General features: G+C 53.8%; 14 protein-coding genes. 7 read left to right on the top strand and 7 right to left on the bottom strand.

All coding sequences use genetic code 11. The annotated features are described in order from the left end of the window. Nucleotides 1-35: 35 nt before the first annotated feature. The 3 genes from araH to araF form a co-directional block, all read right to left on the bottom strand. Entirely contained in the window at nucleotides 36-1016 is a 981-nt protein-coding gene (gene araH / locus IM314_RS20360) for an arabinose ABC transporter permease AraH (RefSeq protein WP_032644894.1), read from the bottom strand. Between the two features lie 14 nt (nucleotides 1017-1030). Continuing rightward, nucleotides 1031-2545 (bottom strand): L-arabinose ABC transporter ATP-binding protein AraG, encoded by a 1515-nt coding sequence (araG, locus tag IM314_RS20355; RefSeq protein ID WP_028013659.1) that lies wholly within the window; start codon nucleotides 2543-2545, stop codon nucleotides 1031-1033. Nucleotides 2546-2616: 71 nt separating this feature from the next. Then, nucleotides 2617-3606: an arabinose ABC transporter substrate-binding protein AraF gene (gene araF, locus IM314_RS20350; protein ID WP_008500409.1), complete on the bottom strand. Its 990-nt coding sequence runs from the start codon at nucleotides 3604-3606 to the stop codon at nucleotides 2617-2619. Between the two features lie 787 nt (nucleotides 3607-4393). Here araF and IM314_RS20345 point away from each other — a divergent pair. Together IM314_RS20345 and IM314_RS20340 are read left to right on the top strand one after the other, a co-directional pair. Beyond that, nucleotides 4394-4897, top strand: a complete 504-nt coding sequence (locus IM314_RS20345) for a non-heme ferritin-like protein (RefSeq protein WP_028013660.1) — start codon at nucleotides 4394-4396, stop codon at nucleotides 4895-4897. Nucleotides 4898-5060: 163 nt separating this feature from the next. After that, a complete protein-coding gene (locus IM314_RS20340; RefSeq protein WP_193358901.1) occupies nucleotides 5061-6404 on the top strand; it encodes an anaerobic C4-dicarboxylate transporter in 1344 nt (447 codons plus the stop codon). 40 nt (nucleotides 6405-6444) lie between these two features. Here IM314_RS20340 and IM314_RS20335 read toward each other — a convergent pair whose 3' ends face one another. From IM314_RS20335 to IM314_RS20325, 3 genes are all read right to left on the bottom strand, one after another. After that, a complete protein-coding gene (locus IM314_RS20335; RefSeq protein ID WP_008500405.1) occupies nucleotides 6445-6696 on the bottom strand; it encodes a DUF2766 family protein in 252 nt (83 codons plus the stop codon). 110 nt (nucleotides 6697-6806) lie between these two features. Then, nucleotides 6807-6890 (bottom strand): stress response protein AzuC, encoded by an 84-nt coding sequence (azuC, locus tag IM314_RS20330; protein ID WP_014884364.1) that lies wholly within the window; start codon nucleotides 6888-6890, stop codon nucleotides 6807-6809. Between the two features lie 118 nt (nucleotides 6891-7008). After that, a complete protein-coding gene (locus IM314_RS20325; RefSeq protein ID WP_028013662.1) occupies nucleotides 7009-7647 on the bottom strand; it encodes an RpiB/LacA/LacB family sugar-phosphate isomerase in 639 nt (212 codons plus the stop codon). Between the two features lie 254 nt (nucleotides 7648-7901). Between IM314_RS20325 and yecR the strand changes: the two genes are divergently transcribed. The 3 genes from yecR to tyrP all read left to right on the top strand — a co-directional run bounded on the left by yecR (nucleotide 7902) and on the right by tyrP (nucleotide 10398). Then, nucleotides 7902-8240, top strand: coding sequence for a YecR family lipoprotein (gene yecR, locus IM314_RS20320; protein ID WP_041909409.1), 339 nt, complete (start codon nucleotides 7902-7904; stop codon nucleotides 8238-8240). A gap of 203 nt (nucleotides 8241-8443) precedes the next feature. Then, on the top strand, nucleotides 8444-8941 hold the full coding sequence (ftnA, locus tag IM314_RS20315; RefSeq protein ID WP_028013664.1) for a non-heme ferritin: 498 nt from the start codon (nucleotides 8444-8446) through the stop codon (nucleotides 8939-8941). A gap of 245 nt (nucleotides 8942-9186) precedes the next feature. Further along, on the top strand, nucleotides 9187-10398 hold the full coding sequence (gene tyrP, locus IM314_RS20310) for a tyrosine transporter TyrP (protein WP_041909407.1): 1212 nt from the start codon (nucleotides 9187-9189) through the stop codon (nucleotides 10396-10398). A gap of 37 nt (nucleotides 10399-10435) precedes the next feature. Here the strand turns inward: tyrP and IM314_RS20305 are convergent, their stop codons facing one another. After that, complete coding sequence (locus IM314_RS20305; protein WP_028013666.1) at nucleotides 10436-11104, bottom strand: YecA family protein; 669 nt, start codon at nucleotides 11102-11104, stop codon at nucleotides 10436-10438. 415 nt (nucleotides 11105-11519) lie between these two features. On the opposite strand from IM314_RS20305, the gene IM314_RS20300 reads away from it, so the two are divergent. Together IM314_RS20300 and IM314_RS20295 are read left to right on the top strand one after the other, a co-directional pair. Beyond that, nucleotides 11520-12641 (top strand): branched-chain amino acid ABC transporter substrate-binding protein, encoded by a 1122-nt coding sequence (locus IM314_RS20300; RefSeq protein ID WP_028013667.1) that lies wholly within the window; start codon nucleotides 11520-11522, stop codon nucleotides 12639-12641. A gap of 99 nt (nucleotides 12642-12740) precedes the next feature. Continuing rightward, complete coding sequence (locus IM314_RS20295; RefSeq protein WP_047362805.1) at nucleotides 12741-13655, top strand: branched-chain amino acid ABC transporter permease; 915 nt, start codon at nucleotides 12741-12743, stop codon at nucleotides 13653-13655. The last annotated feature ends 3 nt before the right edge of the window (nucleotides 13656-13658 follow it).

Genomic DNA, 13658 nt, shown 5'->3' with positions numbered 1-13658 from the left:
GTTATTAGTTGAGCAATAAAAAGTCAGCGCTGGGGTTACACGGTACGCTTCGCTTTTTGCTTGTAACGGTCGAAAATCACGGCTGCCAGCAGGATCAGGCCGCGCACGACGTACTGAGAGAACGGCGAAATATTCAACAGGTTCATGGCGTTTTCCACCGTGCCCAAAATCAGGATACCGGCCACCACATATGAGATTTTTCCGATGCCTCCCTTGAGGGAAACGCCCCCTAAAACGCACGCCGAGATGACGATCAGCTCATAACCGATAGACGTCATTGGCTGGCCGCTGGTCATACGCGACGCCAGAATAATCCCCGCCGCGGCGGAGACCAGCCCGGAGAGCACAAAGATAATAATCTTGGTGCGTACAACCGGCACCCCTGCCAGACGGGCCGCTTCTTCATTACCGCCGATCGCCAGCGTATTACGGCCAAAGGTGGTGCGGTTCAGCAGGAAGCCGAACAGGATCAGGCAGGCCACGGTGAGCCAGATAGGCGCAGGCAGGCCCAGCCAGTTGGCGTAGCCCAGCGTAAAGAAGCGCTCGTCTTCAATCCCTACCGCTTTACCGTCGGAGATGATATAGGCCAGACCGCGGACTATCTGCATCGTTGCAAGCGTGGTAATCAGGGCATTAATCTTCAGGCGTGCGATAACAAAACCGTTCACCAGACCGCTGATCACGCCGAGCAACAGACCGGCAAAAACGCCAATCCACAGGCTTTCCGTCATGTTGATAACCACCGCCGTGGTGACGCCCGCGCAGGCGATAACCGAGGCCACCGACAGGTCGAAATCACCGGAGGCCAGACAGAAGAGCATGCCGCAGGCCACCATGCCGGACATGGAAATCGCCAGTCCCAGCCCTTTCATATTAATGAAGGTGGCAAAATTAGGGACGAAGATTGCACAGGCGATGAAGAGTGCGGCAAAGACCACCAGCATGCCGTACTGATCCCAGATGCGTCCAAAACTAAAAGCCGACTTCGGCGCTCCGGATGTAGTAACAGAGGACATCATTAACTCCTTACTCAGGCGACAGCCTGGCTGACTTTAGGCATGGCGAGGTTCAACGCCTGTTGTTCATTCGCCTGTTCATGAAGTAATTCACCGGCGATTTCGCCTTCGCGCATCACTACAATGCGGTCAGCAACGCCAAGCACCTCAGGCAGATCGCTGGAGGCGAACAGCACCGCCACGCCGCGTTTTGCCAGTTCATATATCACGTTGTAAATCTCGTGTTTTGCGCCCACATCGATACCGCGCGTCGGCTCGTCCAGCAGAATGACCTTCATATCCTCCGACAACCAGCGGCCTAAAATGGCCTTCTGCTGGTTTCCTCCTGACAGATTCATAATCAGCTGTTCCGGTCCCGGCGTTTTGATATTCAGCGAGCGAATATGATGGTCGGCGTTGCTCGACTCCCAGCCGTCGTTAATCAGGCAACCCGCGCGGATAAATTTACGCCGGGCGGAAATGTTGATGTTGTCGCGCACCGAATGCACCGGAATGATCCCCTCAGCCTTGCGGTCTTCCGGGCAGAGCATCATCCCGGCCCTGATTGCGTGGGCGGGTTTCTGGATATCCACCTGCTCGCCGTCAATGGAGACCTGCCCTGCGGTAATGCGTGTACCGCCAAACAGCCCTTTCATCAGCTCGCTGCGCCCCGCCCCAACAAGGCCAAACAGACCGACGATCTCACCGCTGCGTACGGATAACGAAACCGGCGTTCGCACGCCCGGCGCCTTGACGTTGTCCAGACGCAGGCGCTCGGGGCCGTACTCGCGCGGTTTCCAGTGATAGATATCGCCCAGATCGCGCCCGACCATCGCCTGAACAAGCTGATCATGGTTAACCTGCTGCATATCGGTAAAGGTGCGCACATAGCGCCCATCCTTAAATACGGTGATGGCATCGCTCAGGGCAAATATCTCCTCCATGCGGTGCGACACGTACAAAATGGTGCGGCCTTCCTGCCGCAGCTCGCGGATCACGCGGAACAGGTTTTCAATTTCACGTGCGGAAAGCGAACTGGTGGGTTCATCAAAGGCAATAACCCTGGCGTTACGCGCCAGCGCCTTGGCAATTTCAACCATCTGCCACTGACCGATGGAGAGGTATTTCAGCGGGGTCTGGGGATCGACGTCCAGACCAAGATGCTTAAGCTGCAGCCCCGCTTCATAATTAAGTAGCGAACGATTCACCACGCCGCTTTTGTGCGGAAGCTGGCCTAAATAGATATTTTCGGCCACGGTCATCTCAGGGATGAGGTGCAGCTCCTGATAGATAATGGCGACACCGGCGTTGAGCGCCGCCGTGGTATCGGCAAAGGCCACCTCTTCACCGCGAATGGCCAGCGTGCCGGTTGTTGGCGCGTAGTTGCCGCTGAGGATTTTTAGCAGCGTGGATTTCCCCGCTCCGTTTTCCCCCATCAGGGCATGAACCTGGCCGGCATAGCAGTCGAAGCTGATATCGGTCAGCGCGTTAACACCGGGAAACGTTTTCCCGATGCCGCGAAAAGAGAGATACGGATTAGACTGTTGCATAACGACTCCGTGATTCCTGTAGTGTGTACGTCTGGCCCCTTACGGCGAGTAAGGGGCACAATCACAGCGTATTACTTACCGCCCAGTCCCTTTTTCGCCAGTTCCTCTTTGAAGTTGTCGCGGGTAATCAGCACCACGTCGGTCACTTCGGTAAATTTCGGCGGTTCAGCCCCTTTGGTTACCCAGTTGTAGAGCATTTCGCTGGATTTGTAGCCGTGAACGTCCGGGCTTGGCAGCAGAGAGCCGTAGAAGCCGGTGGCCTGCGCTTTGGACAGCTCGCTCACCGCATCCACGCCGTTGATGCCGATCCCGATAACGTCAGGCGCCTTGAAGCCCTGACCTTCCGTCGCGCGCACGCCGCCCAGCACGGTGTTGTCGTTCATGCCGACCACCAGCCAGTGCTTCACTTCCGGGTGCTGGACCAGCATAGAGTTCGCAGCGTCAAAGGCGCCCGGGATGTCGTTGGATTTGGTGGGCACTTTATAGATCTGTTTTTCAGGGAAGCCGGCCGCTTTCAGCGCGTCCATTGAACCGGTCGTACGACGACGCGCCGTGTCCAGCTCGTCTGCGGTGATGGCCATGACGGCGGTCTCTTTCACATCCCAGCCGCGTTTCTGCATCTCTTTATAAAGCTCCTGCCCCTGACGTTCACCAATTTTGGTCGCCGCCATCATGACCAGCGGAACGCTGTCCATCGGTTTGCCTTTGGCGTTAACGAACTGATCGTCAACCGCAATAACCTTCATGTCGTAACCGCGGGCTTTCGCCGCAATTGCCGATCCGAGTTTTGGATCCGGAGTGCAGATAACAAAGCCTTTCGCGCCGCTGGCCGCCAGGCTGTCGATGGCGTTCAGGGTTTTTTCACCGTCCGGCACGGCGATTTTAATCACTTCAAAACCTAAATCTTTTCCGGCTTTATCAGCGAATTTCCATTCGGTCTGGAACCAGGGTTCTTCCGGCTGTTTTACCAAAAAACCGAGTTTTAAATTCTCAGCGATAGCGGATTGTGACATAACGGCAGCCAGACCGATGGCCGCCAGCGCTTTAGTAAATTTGTGCATGGTAAACTCCAGCTTTAGCATTCTTTTCTGTAGGGAAGATTTGCGTGCTTCTTATTTAATCGGACTTAAAACAAGGCATTAGCGCTTACCTCGTCATAAGCGTTATTGCTGATGATAGTTTTAGCGGGAAATTAATCATCCATAAGAGAGCCCCATCACACCGCAGAATTACAGTAATTGCGTACATAAATTCAGCGAAAAATGACATAAAAAAGGTAGGAATTGTCTGACAAATGAAAGCAGGGTAAGCAGAATTATCCATAAGATTAGCTAAGAAATCCCTGATGCCTTACGGCGGATGTCGCTGCGGCTCTCCCCTGACGGGGATCCATGCTTTTCATCAAAAAAACGAACGCATCATGAAAAGGCGTTATTCCGTTAAAATTGACTTAGCGCAAATTCAGAAACGCATCATATATTTGAAATGAATAATCTGTATTTATTTATCTTACAGAGCATTATTCCGGCTAAATGTTCACGAAAGTAAATCAGTATCCCTCGAAAGACACTTAACCTTTAATATCAATAGGTTAATAAAATTTCATTTGGTGGCTATATATTTGTATTTTTGTACTATATTAAACTTTGTAATGTATGGTAAACACAGCCTAATTAAGAGTTTTCTTAATCATAAGACAAAGGTATGCTTATTTATATCGAACACAGGAAGTGAATTTTCGATCGATTTTAGTCACTGCAAAAATTGCAATTCTGTTTTTCTTCGTATTTGCCTGGCTGTCAGGTTAAGCAGCGGACATCACGTCCCACAGTCTATAAGGATATGAGTATGGCTACCCAAACGATGATGCAAAAACTTAACGCGCAGATGAACCTTGAGTTCTACGCCTCGAACCTGCACCTTCACCTAAGTGCATGGTGTTCTGAAAAAAGTCTCACGGGCTCTGCCACGTTCTTTCGTTCACAGGCACAAAGCAACGTCACCCATATGATGCGCGTCTTTAACTTCCTGAAGGCCGCGGGGGCTAACCCGGTTGTTAAAGCCCTTGATGGGATCAACGAAAATTACTCTTCTCTGGAAGAACTGTTCCAGAAAACGCTGGAAGAGCATGAGCAGCGCTGTACGACGCTCAACAAGCTGGCCGATGAAGCCAGAGCACAGCATGACATCATCACTCTTAAATTTTTACGCGATATGGATAAAGAACAGCAGCAGGACGGTATGCTGCTGAAAACGCTGGCGGATGAGATCCACAATGCGCGCCAGGCCGGTTTACGCCCGGAGCAAGCCGACCGCCACCTGCTCGATCTTGTGACGGTGCAGCACCACTAAGCGTTTAACCTGCCTTTGCCCTGGTTCAGGGAGGCAGGTTTCTTCTTATCTCCCCAACCCTCTGCTTTTGCTGAAATTTAACAAATCAGATCTCGCTCCCAATGATTAACCTTACAAAATGTAATGATTTATTTAATTACATAATCATTGACGAGGGAAAAGCATGATCACCATTGAGTTTGTTGTCATTCTCCTCTGCCTGCTGACGGGAACACGTTTCGGCGGCATGGGGCTTGGGTTAATCAGCGGTATTGGCCTTTTTATTTTGTGTTTTGTCTTTGGGCTCCAGCCCGGCAAGCCTCCGGTTGACGTCATGTTAACCATTCTCGCGGTGATAGGCTGTGCCGCTACCCTGCAGACCGCGGGTGGCCTCAACGTCATGATGCAGTTTGCTGAACGCCTGCTGCGCAAACACCCGCAGCACATCACGCTTCTCGCCCCTTTTACCACCTGGATGCTGACCTTTCTGTGCGGCACCGGGCACGTGGTCTACACCATGTTCCCCATCATTGCGGATATCGCCCTGAAAAAAGGGATCCGCCCGGAACGCCCAATGGCGGTGGCATCGGTGGCATCCCAGATGGCGATCACCGCGTCTCCGGTTTCCGTCGCCGTTGTGTCGCTGGTCTCCATCCTGGCCGCACAGCATGGGATTGGGCACGCGTGGGGGATCCTGGAAATCCTCGCCGTATCGGTTCCCGCTTCGCTTTTCGGCGTCGCGATCGCGGCCCTGTGGAGTTTACGTCGGGGGAAAGATTTGGCTGACGACGGGGAGTTTCAGGAGAAACTGAAAGATCCCAAACAGCGCGAGTTTATCTATGGCGGCACGGAGACGTTAATGAACCAGCGTTTTCCGAAGCAGGCCTACTGGTCGACATGGATTTTCTTTGCCGGTATTGCGGTGGTAGTCCTGCTCGGGGCTTTCCCCGAACTGCGCCCGGCCTTCGAACTGAAAGGTAAAATTACGGCCCTGTCGATGAACCTCGTCATTCAGATGATGATGCTCATTGCCGGTGCCGTGATGCTGATGGCCTGCAAGGTCAATGCCTCAGCCATCTCAAACGGTGCGGTATTCAAGGCCGGTATGGTGGCGATCTTCTCGGTGTTCGGGGTGGCGTGGATGAGCGATACCTTTTTCCAGGCGCATCTCGATGAGTTAAAGCTGGCGCTGGAAGGGGTGGTGAAAAGCCATCCGTGGACGTATGCCATCGTGCTTTTCCTGGTGACGAAGCTGGTAAACAGCCAGGCGGCGGCCCTGACGGCCGTGGCGCCGATGGGATTGATGTTGGGCATCGATCCAAAAATGCTGATCGCCTTCTTCCCGGCGTCCTACGGCTATTTTGTTCTGCCGACCTACCCGAGTGATTTAGCCTGCATCGGCTTTGACCGCTCGGGAACAACCCGCATCGGCAAATTCATCATTAACCACAGCTTTATTCTGCCGGGGCTAATTGGCGTGAGCTGCGCCTGCGCGGCGAGCTACCTGCTGGTCCAGACCTTCTTTTAACGTTTTCAACGGGCGACACGCGTGGTCGCCCGTTCGCGTTTTAATGAGACTCGCCCTGCGGCGTAAAGCGCAGTTCAATCAGCGCGATGGCTTTCTGGATCGCGCGAAGCGTCACCGGGTCGGCAGCCGCGGGATGGCTGGCAAAATCGATGTTTTTCAGCTGCGTGGACATCTTCTCGCGCACTTCAACCGGTGCAATAACGTCCAGAACATCAAGTATTTGCTTGATAACCAGCTGACAGGCGACAACGTCAGAGACCAGTTCCTGATCGGCGCTCAGGTTTTGTGACATGGGGGTTTCTCCTTATTCAAAGGCCGCCATAGTATCAAAACGTGGCCCGTGACATCTGCCCTTCATTGCCGCAGGACACAAAAAAACCCGCCGAAGCAGGTTTTTTTTTATCAGAACATGGCGCCAGGCGGCACGTCTTTAAAAGTGCGGCAGTAATTGGCCCACATACTTTTCAGGATTTTGCGCAGTTTCATTGTGATGCTCCATTAACTTGTTATACAACTTTATTGTCAATGTGCCTATAATATGACCATCGTCACAAAAATCAATATTTTTGTGACGCATATCACAATTTAAACTGCGCAGTGCGCATTAACCCACGATACTGCGAACAAAATCCTCGATCGCCTTATCCTGGCAATTTTCAAAGAAGCACTGCTGGAAACGCGGGCCGGAAACAGCGGTCTTCACCAGCTCAGGATCGATGGCGCGCAGCGAGTCAAGATAGTTATCTTTTACCACGGCCGCTTTTACCTGGTTCAGAATACCGGCGTTACGCACCTGCGGCTCTTTACGCTCTGGAGGATAACCCTCCCCTTTTCGGCCGGTAAACGCCTTTTCAAAGATAAAGCGAACGTTTAGCTCCGCTCCCCAGCCAAAACCTTTGGCAAAAGGCAGCGAGAGCGCATTGCCGTTATTGATTTGCGCGAAGAGAAACGCGTCTGCGGGATCGATGCAGTAGCCGCAAATCACGCCAGGGTGGATGTTTAACGACATCAGCGCCCCCTGCCCGGTGCCGCAGCCGGTGACCACAAAATCCACCGCTTTCGCATTCAGCAAAATGCTCGCCATAATGCCCAGGTGGATGTAGGTCAGGTGATGATCGTTTTCGTCGCTCATACCCACGTTGTAAACCGGAAACCCTTTTTCATCGGCTACCGTTTTCAGCTCTTTTAATATGACTGGGTTTTTAGCCGCCTGGCTGTTTTCCATCATCAGTGCAATTTTCATCATGTCTCTCCAGAATGCGCTGCGGGCGCTCCCCGCCATGGATACCTGTTCCCGTTCATTCTGGCATCAAATAAACAGACTTTCAAAGTAAATGAAATGCAGTTTTAAAAACTAAATGCACGCTCACAATTTTGTGAAGGGGAGGATCTACGCCGTCCGTTGCAAAGAGTGAGGGTAGATCGTCCGGCTATTCCTGGCATTGCAGCGGGCATCTGCGGGTACGATAACGTATTTCCATCCACTCAGAGCGAACCATGAAAAGAGCCATCGTAGCCGCTACAGTCCTGCTGCTCGCGGGATGCAGCGTTAAACGCCAGGCGGAAATCAGCAGCCTCGACGCGCCGAACGGCATTGTCCGCCTCGACTATGGCCAGGCCGTGCTGCAAAACGCCTGGTCCGATGAATATGTTAATAACGGTACCGCGGTAAAAGCCTGTCAGAACATGGGCTATGCCACCGCCTCTGCCTACGGGCAGCCGGTCAAAACCTGTACCCTGACAAGCGGCTCTTTGTGCCTGAACGAGAGCGTTACTATCCAGTATAAGTGCATGGGGTATGCCGTTAACCCTAAGGCAAATAATCCCTGGTATTAATCAAAGCTGCCAGCGTTTGCTGGCGCTTTATTTAACTAAGAACAAAAATAATTCGCATTAATAAAAATAAATATCGCCAATGCGTTTTATTCCCATTCGTATTTTAAACGAACAAATATTTAATTTTACGTTTTGCAAATAATTAAATAACAAATTATAGTGTCGCTCATTATGAACCCGTAATAATAATCCGGAGCGCCACCATGCTGAAAACTGAAATGATCGACAAGCTCAATGCACAAATGAACCTTGAGCTCTATTCATCCCTTCTCTACCAGCAGATGAGCGCCTGGTGCAGCTATCACAGCTTTGAAGGTGCGGCCGCGTTTCTGCGTCGTCACGCCCAGGAAGAGATGACCCACATGCAGCGCCTGTTTGATTATCTGACCGATACGGGCAGCCTGCCGCGCATTGAGAACGTGGCATCGCCTTTTGCTGAATATAATTCTCTCGACGAACTGTTCCGCGCCACCTACGAGCACGAACAGCTGATCACCCAGAAAATTAACGAACTGGTTCATGCGGCAATGATCGGCCAAGATTATCCAACCTTTAATTTCCTGCAGTGGTACGTTGCGGAACAACACGAAGAAGAGAAGCTGTTTAAATCCGTGCTGGATAAATTATCCCTGGTGGGTAAATCCGGCGAAGGACTTTACTTTATTGATAAAGAACTATCGACTCTCGATACGCAGAATTAATATCAGCGCGGTGCCGGTTTCCGGCGCCGCGTTAATTTACCTTTCCCCTGCATTAAAACACGCATTTTATTCCCCGTACGCCTTATTTACGTCACACCTGACCGTCGCCCCACTCAGGATGAGCAGTAGCGCAATACGTAAACCTTTCATTACACGCCTTGTAACGGTGGTTTGACGAATTACCGATTTTGCCTTACTCTGCGCCGCAGATTTTGTTGCGGTTAAGCGTCGTTGTAGAGGAAAGCGTGAAGAACAGAACCCTGGGAAGTATTTTTATCGTCGCCGGAACGACGATTGGCGCAGGAATGCTGGCAATGCCTCTGGCTGCCGCGGGAGTGGGATTTGGGATGACCCTGCTGCTGCTTGGCACGCTCTGGGCATTAATGTGCTATACCGCACTGCTGCTGCTTGAGGTTTACCAGCATGTGCCCGCCGATACCGGGCTGGGTTCGCTGGCGGCGCGCTATCTGGGACGCTACGGCCAGTGGATCACCGGCTTTAGCATGATGTTCCTGATGTACGCCCTCACGGCCGCGTATATCAGCGGTGCCGGGGAGTTAATCGCCTCCAGCGTCAACGACTGGTTTGGCTCTGACATTACCCCTGCAACGGGGGCTATCTTCTTTGCGCTTATTGGCGGCGGCGTGGTCTGCGTGGGCACATCGCTGGTCGATCTCTTTAACCGTTTTCTCTTCAGCGCCAAAATTCTGTTTCTGGTTGTCATGCTGGCGCTGCTGGCACCGCACGTGCACAAGGTGAACCTGCTGACGCTGCCGCTGGAGCAAGGGCTGGCGCTTTCCGCCATCCCGGTCATTTTCACCTCGTTTGGCTTCCACGGCAGCGTGCCGAGCATCGTCAGCTATATGAACGGTGATGTCCGCAAGCTGCGTCGTGTGTTTGTTATCGGCAGCGCCATTCCGCTGATCGCCTACATTTTCTGGCAGCTGGTGACGCTGGGTAGCATTGACTCTTCAACCTTCGTCGGGCTGATGGCGCAGCACGCTGGCCTGAACGGTTTTCTGTTGTCTCTGCGCGAGGTGGTCACCTCGCCGCACGTGGAGCTGGCGGTTCACCTGTTCGCCGACCTGGCGCTCGCGACCTCATTCCTGGGCGTAGCGCTCGGCCTGTTCGATTACCTGGCCGACCTGTTCCAGCGTCGCAATACTGCCGCCGGGCGGTTACAGACCGGAGCCATTACCTTCCTGCCGCCGCTGGCGTTTGCGCTGTTTTACCCTCGCGGGTTTGTGATGGCGCTGGGCTACGCGGGGGTGGCGCTCTCTGTCCTGGCCCTGCTGCTCCCTTCCCTGCTGGCGTGGAAAAGCCGTCAGCAGCATCCTCAGCAAGGATATCGCGTCGCGGGAGGAAAACCGCTGCTGTGCGTTGTGTTTGGCTGCGGGGTAATGATTATTCTGGTGCAGGTGTTGATTGCCGCCGGGATGCTGCCGGAAGTGGGTTAAAGAAGATAAAAGGGGCTATCATCAGCCCCTTTTTTTATCAGTGCAGGCAGCAGCTCTTAAACTTCTTCCCGCTGCCGCAAGGACACGGATCGTTACGCCCCACTTTCGTGCCGTTCACGACAGGCTTCTTCGCTTCCGGCTGCTGCGGGTTCTCCACCCAGTAGTTGTATAAGCGCAGGGCCGCAGGCTGGATGCTCTCGATGCTGGCGATATACTCCTCTTCGGACAGTTCATCCAGCTTCTCGCTGTTCTCTTCCGTTCCGTGCAGGGCAATCACGTCGAGATCGGCCTTCAGGGCTTCCGGCAGGGCTGACCAGTCCGTCAGCGCCACGCCGCGCATGTAGCCATAGCACCACTCTTCGACCACGGTGTAACTCTCACCGTCAACGTCGTTATAGCCGAACAGCGGCTCAAACTGATCCGGGTATTCACTCAGGCGCTCGGCAATGTCGTTCATATGCTTAAAGCAGAGATCGATAAAACGGTTCATTTCACGATCGTTTTTCCAGCGCGGGATGTACTTCTCCCCGCCCCACACCGCCACCAGCCAGGCATCTGGCTCAACGACAACAGGGCCGGAAAGCACTGCAGTAAGCATGCCGTCCAGTTCGGACACGTCAATCACGGACGCATCGTCATGACCGTAAGACATTAACGTCTCTTCCAGCCACGCCATTTCGCTTTCATTTAATGGACCTTCCGTCATCGCGGACACTCCTGATAAAAAAGGAAAGGATCCTACCACAGATCGCACGCCTGCCCTGGCTGAAGTTTAGGTCTTTATTGCTGCAAAAGTGTGCAAATCGTGACCGTTGCACAACTTATGGGCTTTATTGTTAACGATGTGTGATCTCCGCTGTAAATTCTTCTCCTGGCGCAGGGCGGGATAACGCGGCGCTCTATACTCAAACATGTCATAACCCCGTCAAGGGGTTAACCATTCTGGCAACGTTTTTGCTTGCTGTTCTTCGCGCGACGCTGCGCATGGAAACCTCGCCGTATCACGCAGGATGCCGTTCGTTTAGTGCATTTTGTTCTTGCTCGTGTTTTTGGATTGGCTGCGCCCTGGGCGTTCAGGCTTACGCCGTGGTGCAAAAACCTCTTTGCTAAGGAACATAATAATGTCGCTGAAATTTATCAAAACGCCTGTTTCTCTTGTGCTGGCCGGTTGTCTGGTAACGGCATTTTCCGCCCGGGCAGATATCGTGATCGGTGTCGCCGGACCGTTCACGGGCCCTAATGCCACCTACGGCGATCAGTACTGGCACGGCGCAACGCAGGCCGCCGAAGACATTAACGCCGCAGGCGGTATTAACGGTGAGAAGATCAAACTGGTTCAGGGGGATGACGCCTGCGAGCCTAAGCAGGCGGTGGCCGTCGCCAACCGCTTAGTCGACCAGGATAAGGTCAACGCCGTGGTCGGCCATTTCTGCTCCTCTTCCACCATGCCCGCCTCCGAGGTGTATAGCGACGCGGGCATCATCGCGATTACTCCTGGCTCAACTAACCCGCAGATCACCGAACGCGGCATGAGCGACATGTTCCGCATGTGCGGCCGCGACGACCAGCAGGGTCAGGTCGCCAGCGACTTCATCATCGACAAGCTGAAAGCCAAACGCGTGGTCATCATTCACGATAAAGACACCTATGGACAGGGGCTGGCAGACGCCACCAAAGCGGCGCTGGCGAAGCGCGGGGTCAAGGATGTGATGTATGAAGGTTTATCCCGCGGTGAAAAAGACTTTAACGCGCTGGTGACGAAGATCGGCGCGCAAAAACCGGACGTGGTGTTCTTCGGCGGCTGTCACCCGGAAGCTGGCCCGCTGGTTCGCCAGATGCGTGAACAGGGGGTGCAGGCGAAATTCTTCTCCGGCGACTGCATTGTCAACGAAGAGATGGTGACGGCAGCGGGCGGCCCGCAATATACCAACGGCATTTACATGACCTTTGGTAAAGATCCGCGCCTGATCCCGGACGGTAAAGCGGTTATCGACAAATTCCGCGCCGGTAAATTCGAGCCGGAAGGTTATACCCTCTACTCCTATGCCTCCGTACAGGCCATTGCCGCAGCCTTCAAGGCCACCGGCGGCAAGGATTCCGCGAAAGCCAGCGAGTGGCTGAAAGCCAATTCCGTCGACACGGTGATGGGCAAAAAAGCCTGGGACAGCAAAGGCGACCTGAAAGTGTCTGACTACGTGGTTTACCAGTGGGACGACAAGGGAAAATATAAGGAAGTGCAGTAACGGGACGGAATCACGCTCAACGTCGGCGGGCTTGCCCGTCGGCGCGTAATAAACATCAGGCTGCGCGCCTCGCGCAGCCTATAAAACGAGCGCGCTAAGATGAGTACATTCTTCCTGCAGCAGTTAGTCAATGGCTTAACGCTGGGCTCCGTCTACGGCCTGATCGCCATCGGCTACACCATGGTGTACGGCATTATCGGGATGATCAATTTCGCCCACGGCGAAGTGTATATGATTTCCGCCTATCTCTGCGCCATTGGTCTGGCGCTGCTCTCTTTCTTCGGGCTTGAGTCCTTCCCCTTGCTGATTCTGGGTACGCTGGTGTTCACCATCGCGGTAACTGGCGTGTACGGCTGGACTATCGAGCGTATCGCCTACAGGCCGCTGCGCAACTCCACGCGCCTGGCGCCGCTTATCTCCGCCATCGGGATGTCGCTTATCCTGCAAAACTACGCCCAGCTTAGCCAGGGCCCGCGCCAGCAAGGGGTGCCGACCATGCTCGACGGCGTGATTCGACTGCATCTTGGCGACGGGTTCGTGCAGATAACCTACACCAAAGTGTTTATTCTGCTCGCCTCGTTTGCCGGCATGCTGTTGCTTACGTGGATAATCAACCATACCCGGCTGGGGCGGATGTGCCGCGCGGTACAGCAGGATCGCAAAATGGCCTCTATTCTGGGGATCAACACCGACCGGATTATCTCCCTGGTCTTTGTTATCGGCGCGGCGATGGCCGGCCTGGCGGGCGTGCTCATCACCATGAATTACGGCACCTTTGATTTCTACGTCGGGTTTGTGATTGGCATTAAGGCCTTTACGGCGGCGGTGCTCGGCGGTATCGGTTCCCTGCCCGGCGCCATGCTCGGTGGCCTTATCCTGGGCGTCGCAGAAGCCCAGTTCTCGGGCATGGTGAACTCGGACTATAAAGATGTCTTCTCGTTTGGCCTGCTGGTCCTGATCCTGATTTTCCGGCCCCAGGGTCTGCTCGGGCGTCCGGTTGTGGCCAAAGTGTGAGGA

The organism is Enterobacter cloacae complex sp. P42RS (assembly GCF_014930595.1).
In the GTDB taxonomy this organism is placed as follows: Bacteria; Pseudomonadota; Gammaproteobacteria; order Enterobacterales; family Enterobacteriaceae; genus Enterobacter; species Enterobacter bugandensis.
Note: the sequence above shows the minus strand (reverse complement) of the source record. Positions and strands in the feature narration are given on the sequence as shown.

Bases quoted from the DNA above. Each gene is read 5' to 3' on its own strand.
- araH (WP_032644894.1), bottom strand. From the start codon at position 1,016: ATGTCCTCTGTTACTACATCCGGAGCGCCGAAGTCGGCTTTTAGTTTT.
- araG (WP_028013659.1), bottom strand. From the start codon at position 2,545: ATGCAACAGTCTAATCCGTATCTCTCTTTTCGCGGCATCGGGAAAACG.
- araF (WP_008500409.1), bottom strand. From the start codon at position 3,606: ATGCACAAATTTACTAAAGCGCTGGCGGCCATCGGTCTGGCTGCCGTT.
- IM314_RS20345 (WP_028013660.1), top strand. From the start codon at position 4,394: ATGGCTACCCAAACGATGATGCAAAAACTTAACGCGCAGATGAACCTT.
- IM314_RS20340 (WP_193358901.1), top strand. From the start codon at position 5,061: ATGATCACCATTGAGTTTGTTGTCATTCTCCTCTGCCTGCTGACGGGA.
- IM314_RS20335 (WP_008500405.1), bottom strand. From the start codon at position 6,696: ATGTCACAAAACCTGAGCGCCGATCAGGAACTGGTCTCTGACGTTGTC.
- azuC (WP_014884364.1), bottom strand. From the start codon at position 6,890: ATGAAACTGCGCAAAATCCTGAAAAGTATGTGGGCCAATTACTGCCGC.
- IM314_RS20325 (WP_028013662.1), bottom strand. From the start codon at position 7,647: ATGAAAATTGCACTGATGATGGAAAACAGCCAGGCGGCTAAAAACCCA.
- yecR (WP_041909409.1), top strand. From the start codon at position 7,902: ATGAAAAGAGCCATCGTAGCCGCTACAGTCCTGCTGCTCGCGGGATGC.
- ftnA (WP_028013664.1), top strand. From the start codon at position 8,444: ATGCTGAAAACTGAAATGATCGACAAGCTCAATGCACAAATGAACCTT.
- IM314_RS20305 (WP_028013666.1), bottom strand. From the start codon at position 11,104: ATGACGGAAGGTCCATTAAATGAAAGCGAAATGGCGTGGCTGGAAGAG.
- IM314_RS20300 (WP_028013667.1), top strand. From the start codon at position 11,520: ATGTCGCTGAAATTTATCAAAACGCCTGTTTCTCTTGTGCTGGCCGGT.
- IM314_RS20295 (WP_047362805.1), top strand. From the start codon at position 12,741: ATGAGTACATTCTTCCTGCAGCAGTTAGTCAATGGCTTAACGCTGGGC.